Raw genomic sequence first — 16,025 nt, forward strand, 5'->3', positions numbered from 1 at the left:
AGATGGCGAATAATATGATAAAGGAGGCGATGAACGTGCATATTCCGCCGATTCGTTCGAATCCATTCACCGTTCCGCGCGTAACAAGCGTACAACGCACAACGAATGAAAAAAAAGAAAGCCCCGCTGAAAAGAAAAAACGCCCGAAAGATCGTTCGTCTGAGAAGAAACGTTAATATGCCTGCACGTGCATTCCTTTCCCTTCTTGCCATTCGGCGTATAAAATGTCGCTGTAGTTTTCAAACCCCGCATGGCGAATATGTTTTTGAAGCCATCGTTCGTCCCAACCGTTTTCTCGTATATTGTCCCAAACGACTTCTCCATCGATAATGACGGTGACGGGCAATGTCGCTTGAGATGCAGATATGTTTTGGTCTTGACGCGTCGGTTGTTCATACGGCGCTTTTTTCATGACGCTTACCGTCCCGTCCGTTTCTAAAATGGCGTATTCCACTTCGCGAATCGAAAAGACGTTGCGAGCGCGAAGTAAATGTTGGAGCTGATTTAAGTCGAGTTTCGTTTGTTTTAATGCGTCATATAAAATTTTTCCTTTTGAAATGACGATCACCGGTTTTCCTTCTAACAGTTCGCGAAATTCTTTTTTCTTTTGCGTCACCATTTCTGTAGCGTAAATAAGCAGTCCCCAAATGGCGATCGCAAACAATATTTTAGAAAGCCCGACATTTGCATCGTATAGCCCGTTTCCGACAAGCTCGCCGAGAACGAGGGCGGAGATAAAGTCAAACGGTGTAATTTGCGTAATTTGTGTTCGTCCGAGTATTTTCGCCATCATAAATAAGGAGACATAGCCGACGACTAACTCAAGTGCGATTTGTCCAAATTCGTTCATAACGATATCCTTTCGTATGTAGCTTCTTTCCTTAGTATGCCAAGTGAAAAAGAAAACATGCGACCGTTATGATCGCATGTTGATTGTTTTGACCATTGTCACATGTGGAATACCAGCGTCAAGGAAGACGTCTGATACCGTTTCATAGCCGAGTTGTTTGTAAAACGGTTCGGCGTGTGTTTGAGCGTTTAGTTTCACTTTTGTGACGTGCTGTTTCGCGTATTGTTCGATCGCTTCCATGATTTTTTTTCCGATTCCGCGTCCGCGATAGGCAGGAAGGACGCAAATGCGTTCAATTTTACCGACGCCGTCTATTGTGCGAAAGCGACCAGCGGCGATCGGTTTGTCGTTGTCGTATAAAACGAAATGAACGGACTCACTTTCGAATGCGTCAATTTCTTCTTCCTCTGATACGCCTTGTTCGTCGATAAAGACGGTGCGGCGAACGAACAAGGCATCACGCCAAAGCGCTTCGTCTTGTCCTCGTTTTACATGCATATAGTTATTCCTTTCCGAGATGAAATGTTTCATATGCTGACCACGATCCGTTTTCAAGTTGATAGAGAAGATGGAATCGGTCCACTTGTTCTTCAAAGTAGACGGACTGCATTTTAAAGCGGCCGAATACGTCTGAATATTCATCGTTTGACAAATCGCGCGCGATTGTAATGTGCGGTACGAACGCATAGTCTGTTTGTTCGACGAACGGTGGACGATGCAATGTTTCGTGTAGCTGAACGAGCGGTTCCGTTTTCTCCACTTTTAAATAAATGACGTTATTGACCGGATAAAACGAACTGAATTTCGTGATGCGCATCGTAAATGGCTCCGTTTCGCGCGCGACGCGATGCAGTTGTTGGACGAGTTCGGCGAGCTTGTCCTCTTCCACATCAAACGCATATTTGAGCGTGATATGAGGCGGGATGAGCGCGTAATGCGTGTCGTATCGTTTGCGATACGAATTAGCGAAATCTTGTACTTTTTTCGATGGAAATATCGCGATACCACATTTCATGCGATGTTTCCTCCTTTCGTCATTATATTTATATATTATAACAAATTTTCGGAAAATACTGTTACATTTCGATAACTTTTTTTAATGCAGCCGGCAAATCTCGTTGCCAGTATGTCCACGAATGATCGCCGTCAAACTCGTGATAGTGATAGCGACTTTGTTTCGTTTGGAGGACGTGCGAAAGGGCGCGATTCGGCTCAATAAAGTTGCGGACAGCCCCATCTGTCGTTTTCACTTCCGTTTCTTGCGTGCCGACAGAATGATAAAGCGCAAGCAAATGCCAATCCGTAAATGATTGCACGTGCGCCATCACATCGTCGTTTACATATGGCGACTGCATGACGACTTTTCCGAACGTATGCGGATATGTCATCGCAGTAAGGAGAGAAACAGTTCCTGCGAGCGAGTCGCCAATGAGAATGCGGCTCGAGCCGATTTGATATGTCGAAAACTGTTCATCGACAATCGGCGCAAGTTCGTTGGCTAGAAAGCGCATGTACGCTTCTCGTTTTTTTCCGTTCGGGTGATATTTCTCATAGCGATCTGACACGTTGCGATATGGCACGCCGATGACGACCGCGCGCACCCCAAGCTCATCGATCACGCGGGCAATTTTTCCAAACATAAAATAATCTTGTCCATCTTGTGCGATGAGGACGAGATGTTTATAAAGCGGTGTGACAGGTTTTGAGCAGTATACGGGCAACGATAGTTTTTCGTCTAAATGTTCGCTGTGAAGTTTTAACTCTTGCATGTTCTCCCATCCTTTTTCGACGTTGTTCTTTCTTATCGTATCACATTTCGGCATTTTTTGTCGCTGCGTGATATAATGATAGAACGAGAGGAGGAATGAAGCATGAAGCGTGTGACAAGCAAAGAAGTGTACGAAAGAACGTTGCAGTTATTGACGGAACGTGGGGTGACGATTCCAGCAATTGCTGAGATTGTATATGAAATGCAAAGCCCATACAACAAAGAGCTAACGATGGCGGAATGTATTGAGAGCGTCGAAAAAGTGCTGCAAAAACGCGAGGTGCAACATGCGATTTTAGTTGGCATCGAGCTCGATAAACTAGCCGAACGAGGCATGCTTTCCGAGCCGCTTCAAACGATTGTCGAGACGGACGAAGGACTGTTTGGCGTCGATGAAACGTTGGCGCTCGGCGCAGTGCTCGGGTACGGAAGCATCGCGGTGACAACGTTTGGTCATTTAGATAAAAATAAAGTCGGGATCATTAAGCAGCTTGACACGAAGCGCGGCAAAGGCGTGCATACGTTTTTAGACGACTTAGTTGCCAGCGTTGCCGCTAGCGCATCCGGTCGCCTTGCCCACAATTTGCGCGACGAGGAAGAAGCTGCGTTGAATGCATAAACGTTTGAGGCTGTCCAAAAAGTCAGCGTAACTGACTTTTTGGACAGCCCCTTCTTGAAAACATGTCGAAGCTAATCTCCTAACCGCTCCCGTATGTCCTTCTTCTCGACCTTGTTTTAAGCTTTTTTCAATCCTTCTTTCAGTTCTTCATCGATTTCTTCTTACCATAAATTGTGACAAGTCGAGTATATGAAATTGTTAAATCGAGGTATTGCATAGAGCTGTGTTTTTCAAGTTGAAAATTTAATTTTTGAAGTGACAAAAAGTAGTTTTCAATATTTCTTCGTTCGTCATGTTTCTTGTTATGTAGCAATCATTTATAATGCAGAAGGTGCAATATGTTTTCGGATTGGTGGTGATTTATTTGTTTAAGCAGTTCATGTCGCAAGGAAAGACGATTGTCGTTTTAGCATTTCCGATTATCATTGAAAATTTTTTGCAAAGTGTAGTCGGATTTGTTGATACGTTATTTATCTCGCAATTAGGTTTACATGAAGTGGCGGCTGTCGGGGTATCCAATACGATTTTAAACATTTATTTTGCAGTATTTCTCGCCATTGCTACGGCGGCGACGGTCATGATTGCGCGCGCGATCGGTGCAGGGGACAATGAAAAAATGGCTGTCGTGATCACTAACTCGGTGTATGTGACGATCGTTGTTGGAGTCGTTTTCGGCTTCTTATCTTTTTTCTTCGCTGAATTTTTACTTCAGATGATGGGGGCGAGCGAAGCGGTTTTACATATCGCGACGACGTATTTTCGCATTGTTGCTGTTCCTTCTGTCTTGATTGCCATAATGTTTACGCTCGGGGCGATATTTAGAGGATTAGGAGATACGAAAACGCCGATGCGAGTGGGCATGATCATGAATGTGATTCACGTTGCGCTCGACTACGTACTTATTTTCGGCGTCTTTTTTCAAGGATTTGGCATGGTTGGCGCTGCGGTGGCGACTGTGTGCGCGAGAGTGATCGGGGTTGTTTTGTTATGGAGACAATTGGTTGTGAATGGGCCAATAACATGGAAAAAAGAAGTGTGGGGAACAGACAAACATACGTTGCGCACGCTCATTCGCCTTGGACTACCTGCTTCTTTTGAACGGTTATTTATGCGCTTCGGACAAGTCATTTATTTTGGAATGATTATTCGCATGGGAGTAGAAGCATATTCTGCACACACGTTGGCAGGGAACTTTACGATGTTTTCTACCATTATCGGTACAGGGTTAGCGACGGCAACAGCAACAATCATCGGGCAACATATAGGAGCGAAACAGATGGAGGCGGTGCGCGCATATAGTCGAGCAGCGATGATCGTGTTAGCGACGACGATGACGACGGTGATGTTTTTTCTTTTTGTCACATCTAGCACAACCGCGAAAATATTTACAAATCATCCGACCGTTTTGTTTCTTATTGTTGCTGTATTAGGAATTGATACATTGACCCAACCTGCAACAGCCGTAGTGACTGCTTTAACTTCTGTTTTGCAAGCCGGAGGGGATACGAAATACCCGATGTATGTGACAGCAATCGGCATATGGGCAGTTCGGACGCTCGGCGTCTATGTGCTCGGCGTTTATTTTAGTTTCGGCTTAATTGGGGCGTGGATTGCGATCGGTGTGGATAACTATGTGCGCGCGGCATTGTTATATTGGAGATATCGTTCATCTCAATGGGTGAAAGCAGTATAAATTGTTTTTGACATAGGGACGTTGTTCAAGCACGGCGCATAACATAGCGATTGATGATATTGAAAGAGGTGGGAATGTGTACTATTATTATCCGAGCTATATGTATGTGCCGATGTATCCATATCCGATGATGGGGTATCCGCTTCCGCGCGCAACCGCGAAAGATTACGGGCCGAATCCATTTGTTGTTCAAATAGAAGAAGCGACGAAACAAAACAATATGTTTCGTACGGTGCTATGGACAGGGCCCCACTTGCAAGTGACGTTAATGAGCCTTCAAGTTGGAGAAGATATCGGATTAGAAATTCACAATCATCTCGACCAATTTTTACGTATCGAACAAGGGGAAGGCATTGTGCGCATGGGAAAAAGGAAAGATCAGCTCACGTTTGAAAGAAAGGTAGCGGACGGATCGGCTATTTTCGTGCCAGCGGGAACGTGGCATAACTTGATTAACACGGGCAACGTTCCACTTAAACTGTACTCGATTTATGCCCCACCACAACACCCAGCTGGAACGGTGCATCCGACAAAAGCAGATGCCCTTGCGGCAGAACGATAAGAGACTTGGGGCGATGCCTCAAGTCTCTTATTTGTATTGTCCAATAAGCTCTTGATAGGATGGCATGCGACTTTTCGGCCAGCCCTTTACGACATTTATTGTTAACAATGGGAGGCGAGGAAATAAATCAAGAAGAGGCTATTTATATAATGGAAGATTGAAAATGGGGCAATCACTCTGTTTTTAATTTTTTATAGACGTTGTCTTTTGCAGAAAGGACAAAATAGGATATGTGTTGAATGTATAATATATAGTAAATAAGGAAAAATTGCGATATGTTATACATAAAGTAAATTCTACTGCTATAATCGTATTTGCGGAGGTGACGATATTGAATGAAATAGAACTAAAAAAAATATTGGATAAATTTAGAAGCCTTCCCTCCGAAAATGAATGGGTAGAGTTTAAAGAAGCCAAAAATAATTTTGGTTTTGATGATTTAGGTGAATACTTTTCAGCGTTAAGCAATGAGGCTAACTTAAAAAATCAGCCTTATGGGTGGCTTATTTTTGGAGTAAAAGATAAAAATAAAGAAATTGTTGGAACACAATACAGAGAAAATAGAGCCGATTTAGATAGCCTTAAACATGAGATATCGAGGCATACAAACGGTGGGCTGTCGTTTGTTGAGATTTATGAACTTTTTTATCCAGAGGGCAGGGTGATTATGTTTCAAATTCCTGCTGCGCCGAAAGGAATGCCGACATCTTGGAAAGGTCATTATTTTGGCCGAAATGGTGAGTCGAAGGTTCCACTCAGCATACAAGAAATCGAAAGTATTCGCAACCAACGTATGAAAGAAGATTGGTCGGCCGTGATTTGTCCCGGTGCTACGATTGATGACTTAGATAAAACGGCCATTGAGAAGGCAAGAGAAGAGTATAAAAAGAAAAATCCACGTTTAGCCGAAGATGTCGATAAATGGGATGATATAACGTTTCTGAATAAAGCAAGGGTAACGATTAACGGACAAATTACGAGAGCAGCCATTATATTGCTTGGTAAACCTGAATCCGAACACTTTTTGGCGCCGGCTGTTGCAAAAATGACATGGATTTTGAAAGACGAACATAATATTGAGAGGGATTATGAGCATTTTGGACCGCCATTTATTTTAAACACAAATGAACTTTTTGCAAAAATCCGCAATTTAAAATATCGCTATATGCCGGACCAAAGTTTGTTCCCAATTGAAGTGAATCAGTATGATCCTTACGTCATTCGTGAAGCATTGCATAACTGTATTGCTCATCAAGATTACACTCTTCAAGGACGAATTAATGTTGTTGAAAAACCAGAGGAATTAATTTTTACAAATCTTGGTGAATTTATTCCTGAAACGATAGAGAATGTGATTGAACGTGATGCACCTCAAGAATATTATCGAAATCGCTTTTTAGCCGAAGCAATGGTCAATCTGAATATGATTGATACAATTGGTTCGGGAATTAAGAAAATGTTTTTAGAGCAACGAAAAAGATTCTTTCCAATGCCGGATTATGATTTAAGTGAACCGAATAAAGTAAAAGTGACCATTTACGGCAAAATATTGGATTATAACTATACTCGTATGCTTATCAGCCATACAGATCTAGATTTGAGTGTAGTGATTGCGTTAGATAAGGTGCAAAAAAAGCAACGCATCACACAAGAAGAAGCAAAAAAATTAAGGGCATTAAAATTAGTGGAAGGCAGATATCCAAACCTATATGTTTCCGCTAAAATCGCTGAAATTACAGGAGATAAAACTACCTATATTAAAAACAGGGCCTTTGATAAAGAGCATTATAAGCAACTGATTATTTCATTTTTGCGTCAGTATAAAGTGGCAAGTAGGAAAGATATTGATGATTTGTTGCTAGATAAACTATCTGATGCTCTCAATGAAAAGCAAAAAAAGAGGTACATCGGAAACCTGCTTCAAGAAATGTCTAAGAAGGATAGAACTATTGTAAATCAAGGTTCTGCCCGCTATCCAAAATGGGCATTAACTAATTAGTTAAACTTAGTTTTAAATTAGTTATAGGTTTAGTTAATAAAATTAGTTATAAAAATTGCTCGAATATTGATTTTACGCGGTTTTTCCATTAACTAATTAGTTATAGGAATAGTTATTGTTAGTTGTAGGATTTAGTTAAAGACATCGGTTAGATTTAAACCGATGTCTTTTTAATATTTACGAAAGAGTGCAACTGGCTTATGTGTACAGTATGTTCGAGGCGAACTGTCACGTCTCTACCGGACTTGACCTTCTCCAAACGAAGAAAGCCAACAGCCTTGTCGAATTTATCCATGGCGCATAACATAGCGATTGATGATATTGAAAGAGGTGGGAATGTGTACTATTATTATCCGAGCTATATGTATGTGCCGATGTATCCATATCCGATGATGGGGTATCCGCTTCCGCGCGCAACCGCGAAAGATTACGGGCCGAATCCATTTGTTGTTCAAATAGAAGAAGCGACGAAACAAAACAATATGTTCCGTACGGCGCTATGGACAGGGCCCCACTTGCAAGTGACGTTAATGAGCCTTCGTGTCGGGGAGGATATCGGTTTAGAAATGCATTCGGGCGTGGATCAATTTTTACGTATTGAACAAGGGGAAGGCATTGTGCGCATGGGAAAAAGGAAAGATCAGCTCACGTTTGAAAGAAAGGTAGCGGACGGATCGGCTATTTTCGTGCCAGCGGGAACGTGGCATAACTTGATTAACACGGGCAACGTTCCACTTAAACTGTACTCGATTTATGCGCCGCCACAACATCCAGCTGGAACGGTGCATCCGACAAAAGCAGATGCCCTTGCGGCAGAACGATAAGAGACTTGGGGCGATGCCTCAAGTCTCTTACTTGTATTGTCCAATAAGCTCTTGATAGGATGGCATGCGACTTTTCGGCCAGCCTTTTACGACATTTCTTTTTGCTGTTTCAATAAATCGCGAATTTCTGTGAGCAGTTGTTGTTCTTTTGTGATCGTTGGTGCGGTTTGTTTCGTTTCTTCTTGTTTTTTGATTCGCTCGGATAAGTTGTTCAGCAGTTTGACGAATAGAAAGATAGAAAAGGCAATGACTAAAAAGTCAACGACAGTTTGAATAAAAGCCCCATATTTCACTTCTGCTTCACCGACTTTCCAAGATAAACTGCTAAAATCAATACCTCCTAAAATGAGACCAACAAGCGGCATAATGATGTCATTGACGAGGGAAGAAACAATTTTTCCAAATGCCCCACCAATAACCACTCCGACAGCTAAGTCGATGACGTTGCCTCGTATAGCGAATTTCTTAAACTCGTTCCACATCGGAATCCCTCCATTAAAATGATACAGCTAAAAGGCTTAAGTTTCCGTACTCATATTCTCGGAACAAAACATGTGGCGAACGATTGCCGGCTCCGTAAGCAATCCAGTACGGTGCTAAATGTTCTTGAGTCGGGACGGCTTGTTTAGCATAAGGGGCTTTTTCTTCATAGTGAAACACATCTTCACTATGGGCAGATGACTGGGCAAGCAACCAATCATCAAAGGCGACAGCCCAACAATCTACTTTTGTTCGTTCTTCCCAACGAAGCGCCATTAAATTATGCACTGTGCCACCACTACCGATGATCATGACACCTTCGTCACGCAACGGGCGTAACGCTTTACCAAGTTGAAATAGCTGCTTTGGTGTCCACGAAGGAACAACGGATGCCTGAATAATTGGAATGTTTGCTTTTGGAAATAGTCGGCTTAACAATACCCATGAGCCGTGGTCAAGTCCGCGCTTCTCGTCGATATTGACGATGGGGGAGACGTGCTTCAGATGATGTTGGACGCGTTTTGCCCATTCGACTGAACCTTGTGCAGCATAAGTTAATTCGTACAATTCACGTGGGAAACCAGAAAAATCATAAATCATTTCATACGTTCCGTCAATCGATGAAACGGTCGGTTGACGCGTCGTCCAATGTGCAGTAAATAAAACGATTGCTTTTGCATCTATGCGTTTACCGAAATTGGTTAAAAACGATGCATATGCGCTATCTTCAATAGCTAACATTGGTGATCCGTGCGCGAGAAATAAAGCAGGTGTTTTCATTATCTCACTCCTTTTTATTCAATGTACCATATATATTTCTGATTTGTCGATTTTTGCATCCGAGGCGCATGGTCGGGCAGTTGTGCATAACATGACGATGAATATGAAAAAGAGGTGAGAACATGTATTATTACTATCCGCATTACGTGTATCCAATGTATCCATATCCGATCATGCCTTATCCGCTTCCACGAGAATATACGGAAGATTACGGACCGAACCCGTTTGTCATTCAAATTGAAGAAGCGACGAAACGAAACAATATGTTTCGTACGACGTTATGGACAGGTCCGCATTTACAAGTGACGTTAATGAGCTTGCGTGTGGGGGAGGATATTGGTTTAGAAATTCATCCGGGCGTGGATCAATTTTTACGTATTGAACAAGGCGAAGGGATTGTACGGATGGGGAAAAAGAAAAACGAGCTAACGTTTGAACGACGAGTGGGCGACGGTTCTGCTATTTTTGTCCCTGCTGGAACATGGCATAATGTAATGAACATTGGAAACGTTCCGCTAAAATTGTATTCCATCTATGCACCGCCACAACATCCAGCGGGTACCGTCCATCCGACAAAAGCCGATGCTCTTGCGGCGGAATGAGAGAAAATTGGGGACAATCTTTGTCCCCTTTTTCACTGCCAAACTACAAAAAATGTGATTGAGTACTCAACTTCAAAACAGAAAAGCTATTGACACAGTGTTGTCGGTTCTATTGGATCTGTGTATTTTGTTCATCATCTTTGGCGAGGAGACCCCGACTTCTAAGCGAGAGCGAAAGTCGGGGAGGAATCGCCCTTCCTCCTTTCTTTTGTATATGATAGAATAAGTGTATATGATAGAATAAGAATGTGGAGAAAACCGTTGAATCAAGGCACTCCAATCCCCGTTACTCGATGTAGGGAGTTGGTTGCAGGAAACGTTGCAACCGTAAAACATCGAGCGTACATCCGTCTGTTGTGCGTGGAAGTCAAGTACTGCCTACAGACATGCCGAGCCACTCGGTAGCGATATAGGCATGACCTATGTCGTTGGGTAGTCGTCAACCTGCCCCTGATGCAACCCCAAGTCAAGGAAGGAGGACGAAGTCCGTTCGCACTTCTGGGGAGTTGCAAGCCCCCGCTTCAAGCGTTAGCTAAGTGGGGGTAGTTGACAGGAAACTGTAACGATTTGAATGCAGAATTTGAAGTATTGATATTATCTCTTTTTATGATTTTGTTCTATTAGTAATTGGATAATGTGTTCGTTTTGTTTAATTTGTATATCGCTATTTTTTTTTAGCTGGTAAGCACATTTCAAAAGAAAAAATAGTGAAAATGCAAAAATAATAATGGCTACAAGTGAAAAGTATCCCATTGCTCTCCGTCCTTAGTAATTAGTTTTCAATTAAATAATAAAAATCATTCTTAGAGCTAGTGAATATTTATTAATCGTCCTACATTCTTGTACTTATAGTAAGAAGATTCCCAGATAAAATTGCCTTAACATAAACATTTGCTCCACCAAGTCCTCCTAACCATGATACATCAGCAGAAAACTTAGCTGTTTTATCCGTATGATTCAAAGTAATGTTATTCAGAGTTCCTCCGATAATCCAATAATCATAGGAATAAGCTTTAATAATTTGAGATTGTTCGATATTGTTAGGAATGTTAACATCAATAAAATAACTAATTCCCATATAAGGGGTTGTTGCTTTTACTTGGTAAGTAGACTTCCCATATGGAAAAAGATGTTGATACGAAAATACACTTACCTTGTCATAATTCATGCTTTCCGATAAAATAAAGGGCTCAACGATAAAGGTTATTTCTTTCCCAAATTCATCGACGATACTTATCTCGTGTTTTTCTTGATTAGACAAATCGAACTGAACGACAACCTCTTTTTCGTTTTCTGTTTCTTCTGTAACAGATAGTTCTGATGCATATGAAAAAGACTCGTAAAACCCGAATACAAAAATATTAGTCAGAAATATTGTAAGAGTAAGAATTTTTTTAATTGGAATACCTCCTAGTAATTATAATTTAAGATATATTTTACATGATTTATAGTCCAAAATTCTATATAATTCACATTATTGTAAAAAATAAGGTTTGTCATATTCCTATATAAGGAGGTATGCGTTCCGTTATATCAGATAAGACTTATCTGTTGTTTTTTATATAAAAAAGGGGTTCATCATCACAACATGTGCTTGACAAGCGATATGCTCTCCTAGACAAGGATTTGCAAAAATCATTGACTCACTGATTTTTCCTTACAAGCGCGAGGGGGGCATGTTGCGAAAAAATCAAGCACAACTTTTAGTGAAGAAAACAGTTGCAATTTTGTTGTAAATGATGTACATTAATTTAAAATCAGAAAATTCGATATTGTTTTGCGTTCTTATCGAGAGAAGCGGAGGGACTGGCCCGATGAAGCTTCAGCAACCAGCCGGAAACGGTCAGGTGCTAAATCCAGCGAATTGGCATTCAATTCGGAAGATAAGAAGAAGCGATTGTCTATGGACAAAAAAGCCTTCTTCTTTGAAGGCTTTTATTTTTTTAGAAAGGAAGAGAGCGAATGAGTCATATCGAAACACGGTTAGCGCAAATTGGAAATCGAAGCGAGACAGCGACGGGGACGGTCAATCCGCCAGTATATTTTTCAACGGCGTATCGTCATGAAGGAATCGGACAATCGACAGGGTACGATTACATTCGAACCGGCAACCCGACAAGGCATATTGTCGAAGAAGCGATTGCACAGCTAGAAGAAGGAGATCAAGGTTTCGCTTGTAGTTCAGGTATGGCAGCAATTCAAACGGTGTTTGCGCTGTTTGAAAGCGGCGACCATTTTCTCGTTTCTGCCGACTTATATGGCGGGACGTATCGTTTGTTTGAAAAAGGATGGCGCAAATGCGGCATGACGTTTACATACGTCGATTTTCGCGATGTTGATGCGGTAAAGGTATATGTGACTGAAAAAACAAAAGCGATTTTTTTAGAGACGCCAACGAATCCTTTAATGCAAGAAGCGGACATCGAAGCGGTCGCGGCGTTTGCGAAACAACATGGGCTGCTTCTTATCGTCGATAATACGTTTTACACCCCTGTACTGCAAAAGCCGCTCACAAAAGGAGCTGATATCGTCGTTCATAGCGCGACAAAATATTTAGGCGGACATAACGATGTGCTAGCCGGTCTCATTGTCGCCAAAGGAAAACAATTGTGTGAACAGCTGGCGATGTATCATAACGCCATCGGTGCGGTGTTGTCTCCGTTTGATTCATGGCTGTTAATTCGCGGCATGAAGACGCTTGCGCTTCGCATGCGCCAGCACGAACAAAACGCAAAGGCGATATATAAATTTTTAGTCGAACATGAAGATGTGACGGACGTATTGTATCCGGGAAGAGGAGGAATGTTGTCGTTTCGCGTGCGCGATGAAAAGTGGGTGAATGCTTTTTTACGAAGTTTAAAGCTCATTACATTTGCGGAAAGTTTAGGCGGTGTCGAAAGTTTTATTACGTATCCAGCGACGCAAACGCATATGGATATTCCAGAGGATGTTCGCATCGCAAACGGGGTGTGTAATCGCCTGTTGCGTTTTTCTGTCGGCATTGAACATGCGGACGATTTAATTGCCGATTTAACTCAAGCGTTTCAACGCGTGAAAGAGGTGTAAAAGATGGACTTGCAAACGCAACTCGTTCACAATAAATGGCGAATCGATGCGCAAACAGGGGCAGTTAGCGTCCCGATTCATCATGCGTCAACGTTTCACCAGTTTGATTTTGATACGTTTGGCAAATACGATTATAGCCGTTCGGGTAATCCGACGCGCGAGGCGTTGGAGGAGACAATTGCGGAATTAGAAGGTGGAGCGAGCGGTTTTGCGTTCGCTTCCGGCATGGCTGCCATCTCAACAGCATTTTTATTGTTGTCAAAAGGGGATCACGTATTAATTACCGATGATGTGTATGGTGGAACGTATCGCATCCTCACCGATGTATTGAGCCGATTTGGCATCGAGCATACGTTTGTCGATATGACTGATTTAGATGCGGTAGCGCGCCACATTCGCCCAAACACGAAAGTCATTTATATGGAAACGCCATCGAATCCGCTATTGAAAATTACGGATATTCGCGGGGTTGTGAAGCTCGCTAAGGCGCACGGGTGTTTAACGTTTTTAGATAATACGTTTGCGACTCCTTTGTTACAGCGTCCGCTTGATCTCGGTGTCGATGTCGTTTTGCATAGCGCGACGAAATTTTTAGCTGGCCATAGCGACGTTGTAGCTGGACTTGCGGTTGTAAAAGATGCGCGCTTGGCGAGAGAGCTGCGCAAACTGCAATATTCGTTCGGGGCGGTGCTTGGCGTGCAAGATGCGTGGCTCGTGTTGCGCGGGTTAAAAACGCTTCACGTTCGGTTAGATTATGCTTCACGTTCGGCGTTGCAGCTGGCGCAGTTTCTCCATCGTCATCCGAAAGTCGCGCACGTATATTATCCTGGGCTTTCTTTTCATGAAGGGCACGTCATTCATCGCGATCAAGCGCGCGGATTTGGTGCGGTGCTGTCGTTTGAATTGGAGGACGAACAAGCGGTGCGGACGTTTGTGAAACATGCGCGCATCCCTGTGTTTGCGGTCAGTCTCGGGGCGGTCGAGTCGATTTTGTCGTATCCGGCGAAAATGTCGCATGCCGCTATGCCGAAAGCGGAGCGCCATCGCCGCGGCATTACGGACGGCTTGTTGCGCTTAAGTGTTGGATTAGAGGCGACCGATGATTTGCTTGCTGATGTGGAACAGGCGTTATCATATGTATAGGCTAGGCACATCGCCTAGCCTTAGCTAATTTGGTCGAGCGCATCACGCTTCATTTGCTGTTCGACCATGCGATCAAGTTGTTGAATTTTTTTCAAGGCGAGTTCGTCATCGATTTGGCGATAATGATGTTTACCGCCCGGTTCTTCATCCGCTTCATCGGCAAGTTTGACGATCGTCTGGAGCGGCTTTCGTTTTAATTCTCCTTCTGGAAGGTACGAATCGGTGTGAAGCAAAATGGCGAGGGCAATTTCTTTCGCATGTTGAGGGTGTTCGCCGAGTCGAATAAGTAACTTATGCGCTCGTTCTGCCCCTTTAATCGCATGAATATCGTTTTGTTTATATGTTTCATAGTCCCACGTTCCGTTTGAGTACCATTCATAATGACCGATATCGTGAAGCAGTGCCGCTTTTGTCGCTAAATCGACGTTCACTCCATAAAGCAAGGCGAGGCGATATGCGTGGTATGCGGTAGCGATGGCGTGCGCGACGCCTGAACGTTTCAAATATTTTTGAGTGATGGGGTGAAGGAAGATGTCAGTTAATGTGACACGTCTCATAGCTCACCATCCCTTTCGAATGTTTTTCTAATTATCATATCATGTCTCTTTTAGGAAAGGCAATACATATTTTTTCTGTTTTTTCTTCATACTAAGTGAAAAAAGGTTTGGAGGACGCGTATGTTTTTATCCTTATTATTATCAGTTATGACGGTCGTGTCGGCTCAAGGGGACGTGTGTACGAAAAAATTGGATGAAGCGAACGTACAGCTATGTGGCAAAGAAGATGGAGAGTGGCTCCGTAACTTAACGCTACATGTCGGAAAGGAGACGTATACGTTTCCAGAATGGGAGCATGTAAACGATCCGAATGCACTTCCGCAATTGTATTCCATGGACGTTACGGAAGATGGAAAGGAAGATATTGTTGTTTTTCTCATAAAAGCGCGCGGAAACGGAACGTATAAAAACGAGGTGCATGTGTTATCTCATCAACGAAACGGCATTGAGGAAGTCCTTGTCGAAGATCCGCGTCCGATCATTTTAAAGAGCGTCAAAATGAACGAGACGGACGAAGGAACAGAGCTGATTATCGGTCATGTCCACGCGCTCATTCCGCACAATCGCGAAGGCGGGAAGGGGATAAAGACAACATTCAATCGCTTTTTAAAATACGCCGTCGATAAACAAAAATTGAAGGCCGTTTTATTGTTGGAAAGAAAAAGGGGCGAATATATCGGCAGTTTAATTGTCTCATACGAATATAAAGACGGCCTCTTTCAAGCAACCCATATCGATTTCATCCGCCATTAGCCGTTGCATACGCAATGGCTAAAAATTTTTTAAAAAAGTATTTGACAAAGTAATGGACAGTACGTATAATGAAAAATGTGTTCGATAACACAACGACATACGATTCCGTAGCTCAGCTGGGAGAGCGCCACCTTGACAGGGTGGAGGTCGCTGGTTCGAGCCCAGTCGGAATCATCGCAAAACCCGAGTTCAATGAAAGAGCTCGGGTTTTTTGTTGTTTCTCCCCTCCTCCTGACTGCCGAGCATGTTCGAGAATTCACCCACATTTTGTATGCAGGAAAATCGTCGATGTTGTCGAATAAAAACGTCGAAATCATTGTATGCGAGGT

The 16,025-nt window shown here is 42.8% G+C and carries 18 protein-coding genes, 1 tRNA gene and 1 riboswitch; of the genes, 11 read left to right on the top strand and 8 right to left on the bottom strand.

Annotation, left to right across the window (positions count from 1 at the left end; genetic code table 11):
- The first annotated feature begins 2 nt into the window (after positions 1-2).
- On the top strand, positions 3-176 hold the full coding sequence (locus tag ACPF7I_RS03655; RefSeq protein WP_430744759.1) for a hypothetical protein: 174 nt from the start codon (positions 3-5) through the stop codon (positions 174-176).
- Here the strand turns inward: ACPF7I_RS03655 and ACPF7I_RS03660 are convergent.
- The 4 genes from ACPF7I_RS03660 to ACPF7I_RS03675 all read right to left on the bottom strand — a co-directional run bounded on the left by ACPF7I_RS03660 (position 173) and on the right by ACPF7I_RS03675 (position 2,619).
- Positions 173-850, bottom strand: coding sequence for a DUF421 domain-containing protein (locus ACPF7I_RS03660; protein ID WP_430744758.1), 678 nt, complete (start codon positions 848-850; stop codon positions 173-175). The genes ACPF7I_RS03655 and ACPF7I_RS03660 overlap by 4 nt on opposite strands.
- A 66-nt stretch (positions 851-916) precedes the next feature.
- On the bottom strand, positions 917-1,348 hold the full coding sequence (locus ACPF7I_RS03665) for a GNAT family N-acetyltransferase (protein ID WP_430744757.1): 432 nt from the start codon (positions 1,346-1,348) through the stop codon (positions 917-919).
- A gap of 4 nt (positions 1,349-1,352) precedes the next feature.
- Positions 1,353-1,865, bottom strand: coding sequence for a YjcG family protein (locus tag ACPF7I_RS03670; protein ID WP_219985502.1), 513 nt, complete (start codon positions 1,863-1,865; stop codon positions 1,353-1,355).
- A gap of 61 nt (positions 1,866-1,926) precedes the next feature.
- A complete protein-coding gene (locus ACPF7I_RS03675) occupies positions 1,927-2,619 on the bottom strand; it encodes an alpha/beta hydrolase (RefSeq protein ID WP_430744755.1) in 693 nt (230 codons plus the stop codon).
- 102 nt (positions 2,620-2,721) lie between these two features.
- Between ACPF7I_RS03675 and ACPF7I_RS03680 the strand changes: the two genes are divergently transcribed.
- From ACPF7I_RS03680 to ACPF7I_RS03700, 5 genes are all read left to right on the top strand, one after another.
- On the top strand, positions 2,722-3,237 hold the full coding sequence (locus ACPF7I_RS03680) for a phosphatidylglycerophosphatase A family protein (protein WP_219985500.1): 516 nt from the start codon (positions 2,722-2,724) through the stop codon (positions 3,235-3,237).
- A 364-nt stretch (positions 3,238-3,601) separates the two neighbouring features.
- Complete coding sequence (locus ACPF7I_RS03685; RefSeq protein ID WP_430744753.1) at positions 3,602-4,930, top strand: MATE family efflux transporter; 1,329 nt, start codon at positions 3,602-3,604, stop codon at positions 4,928-4,930.
- A gap of 76 nt (positions 4,931-5,006) precedes the next feature.
- On the top strand, positions 5,007-5,492 hold the full coding sequence (locus ACPF7I_RS03690) for a cupin domain-containing protein (RefSeq protein ID WP_430744752.1): 486 nt from the start codon (positions 5,007-5,009) through the stop codon (positions 5,490-5,492).
- Positions 5,493-5,814: 322 nt separating this feature from the next.
- Positions 5,815-7,491 (top strand): RNA-binding domain-containing protein, encoded by a 1,677-nt coding sequence (locus ACPF7I_RS03695; protein ID WP_430745983.1) that lies wholly within the window; start codon positions 5,815-5,817, stop codon positions 7,489-7,491.
- A 362-nt stretch (positions 7,492-7,853) separates the two neighbouring features.
- Entirely contained in the window at positions 7,854-8,315 is a 462-nt protein-coding gene (locus ACPF7I_RS03700) for a cupin domain-containing protein (RefSeq protein ID WP_430745982.1), read from the top strand.
- An 86-nt stretch (positions 8,316-8,401) separates the two neighbouring features.
- On the opposite strand, the gene mscL is transcribed toward ACPF7I_RS03700, so the two are convergent.
- A complete protein-coding gene (gene mscL, locus ACPF7I_RS03705) occupies positions 8,402-8,797 on the bottom strand; it encodes a large conductance mechanosensitive channel protein MscL (RefSeq protein ID WP_430744751.1) in 396 nt (131 codons plus the stop codon).
- Between the two features lie 13 nt (positions 8,798-8,810).
- Positions 8,811-9,575 (bottom strand): DODA-type extradiol aromatic ring-opening family dioxygenase, encoded by a 765-nt coding sequence (locus ACPF7I_RS03710; protein ID WP_430744750.1) that lies wholly within the window; start codon positions 9,573-9,575, stop codon positions 8,811-8,813.
- 122 nt (positions 9,576-9,697) lie between these two features.
- Between ACPF7I_RS03710 and ACPF7I_RS03715 the strand changes: the two genes are divergently transcribed.
- Positions 9,698-10,177: a cupin domain-containing protein gene (locus ACPF7I_RS03715; RefSeq protein WP_430744749.1), complete on the top strand. Its 480-nt coding sequence runs from the start codon at positions 9,698-9,700 to the stop codon at positions 10,175-10,177.
- A gap of 832 nt (positions 10,178-11,009) precedes the next feature.
- Here the strand turns inward: ACPF7I_RS03715 and ACPF7I_RS03720 are convergent.
- Positions 11,010-11,438 (bottom strand): DUF5626 family protein, encoded by a 429-nt coding sequence (locus ACPF7I_RS03720; protein WP_043964694.1) that lies wholly within the window; start codon positions 11,436-11,438, stop codon positions 11,010-11,012.
- Positions 11,439-11,959: 521 nt separating this feature from the next.
- A riboswitch (SAM riboswitch) is annotated at positions 11,960-12,067 on the top strand.
- A gap of 72 nt (positions 12,068-12,139) precedes the next feature.
- On the opposite strand from ACPF7I_RS03720, the gene ACPF7I_RS03725 reads away from it, so the two are divergent.
- A complete protein-coding gene (locus ACPF7I_RS03725) occupies positions 12,140-13,243 on the top strand; it encodes a methionine biosynthesis PLP-dependent protein (RefSeq protein ID WP_430744748.1) in 1,104 nt (367 codons plus the stop codon).
- Positions 13,244-13,246: 3 nt separating this feature from the next.
- Positions 13,247-14,386 carry a cystathionine beta-lyase gene (gene metC / locus ACPF7I_RS03730; RefSeq protein ID WP_430744746.1) on the top strand — a complete coding sequence of 380 codons (1,140 nt, stop codon included), beginning with the start codon at positions 13,247-13,249 and terminating at the stop codon, positions 14,384-14,386.
- 20 nt (positions 14,387-14,406) lie between these two features.
- Here the strand turns inward: metC and ACPF7I_RS03735 are convergent, their stop codons facing one another.
- The gene (locus tag ACPF7I_RS03735; RefSeq protein ID WP_219985493.1) at positions 14,407-14,943 is read right to left on the bottom strand and encodes an HD domain-containing protein; all 537 of its coding nucleotides are present in this window, start codon (positions 14,941-14,943) and stop codon (positions 14,407-14,409) included.
- 120 nt (positions 14,944-15,063) lie between these two features.
- Here ACPF7I_RS03735 and ACPF7I_RS03740 point away from each other — a divergent pair, with 120 nt between their 5' ends.
- Together ACPF7I_RS03740 and ACPF7I_RS03745 are read left to right on the top strand one after the other, a co-directional pair.
- Complete coding sequence (locus ACPF7I_RS03740; protein WP_430744745.1) at positions 15,064-15,696, top strand: hypothetical protein; 633 nt, start codon at positions 15,064-15,066, stop codon at positions 15,694-15,696.
- 101 nt (positions 15,697-15,797) lie between these two features.
- Positions 15,798-15,870 (top strand) — tRNA-Val (locus tag ACPF7I_RS03745).
- Positions 15,871-16,025 lie beyond the last annotated feature (155 nt).

The sequence above is a fragment of the Anoxybacillus dikiliensis genome (genome assembly GCF_050613275.1).
In the GTDB taxonomy this organism is placed as follows: Bacteria; Bacillota; Bacilli; order Bacillales; family Anoxybacillaceae; genus Anoxybacillus.

What these genes read in the sequence shown, in the direction of transcription:
- ACPF7I_RS03675 (WP_430744755.1), bottom strand. Translation starts at nt 2,619, where the DNA reads ATGCAAGAGTTAAAACTTCACAGCGAACATTTAGACGAAAAACTATCG.
- ACPF7I_RS03735 (WP_219985493.1), bottom strand. Translation starts at nt 14,943, where the DNA reads ATGAGACGTGTCACATTAACTGACATCTTCCTTCACCCCATCACTCAA.
- metC (WP_430744746.1), top strand. Translation starts at nt 13,247, where the DNA reads ATGGACTTGCAAACGCAACTCGTTCACAATAAATGGCGAATCGATGCG.
- ACPF7I_RS03655 (WP_430744759.1), top strand. Translation starts at nt 3, where the DNA reads ATGGCGAATAATATGATAAAGGAGGCGATGAACGTGCATATTCCGCCG.
- ACPF7I_RS03670 (WP_219985502.1), bottom strand. Translation starts at nt 1,865, where the DNA reads ATGAAATGTGGTATCGCGATATTTCCATCGAAAAAAGTACAAGATTTC.
- ACPF7I_RS03665 (WP_430744757.1), bottom strand. Translation starts at nt 1,348, where the DNA reads ATGCATGTAAAACGAGGACAAGACGAAGCGCTTTGGCGTGATGCCTTG.
- ACPF7I_RS03680 (WP_219985500.1), top strand. Translation starts at nt 2,722, where the DNA reads ATGAAGCGTGTGACAAGCAAAGAAGTGTACGAAAGAACGTTGCAGTTA.
- ACPF7I_RS03710 (WP_430744750.1), bottom strand. Translation starts at nt 9,575, where the DNA reads ATGAAAACACCTGCTTTATTTCTCGCGCACGGATCACCAATGTTAGCT.
- ACPF7I_RS03660 (WP_430744758.1), bottom strand. Translation starts at nt 850, where the DNA reads ATGAACGAATTTGGACAAATCGCACTTGAGTTAGTCGTCGGCTATGTC.
- ACPF7I_RS03725 (WP_430744748.1), top strand. Translation starts at nt 12,140, where the DNA reads ATGAGTCATATCGAAACACGGTTAGCGCAAATTGGAAATCGAAGCGAG.
- ACPF7I_RS03740 (WP_430744745.1), top strand. Translation starts at nt 15,064, where the DNA reads ATGTTTTTATCCTTATTATTATCAGTTATGACGGTCGTGTCGGCTCAA.
- ACPF7I_RS03715 (WP_430744749.1), top strand. Translation starts at nt 9,698, where the DNA reads ATGTATTATTACTATCCGCATTACGTGTATCCAATGTATCCATATCCG.
- ACPF7I_RS03700 (WP_430745982.1), top strand. Translation starts at nt 7,854, where the DNA reads ATGTATGTGCCGATGTATCCATATCCGATGATGGGGTATCCGCTTCCG.
- mscL (WP_430744751.1), bottom strand. Translation starts at nt 8,797, where the DNA reads ATGTGGAACGAGTTTAAGAAATTCGCTATACGAGGCAACGTCATCGAC.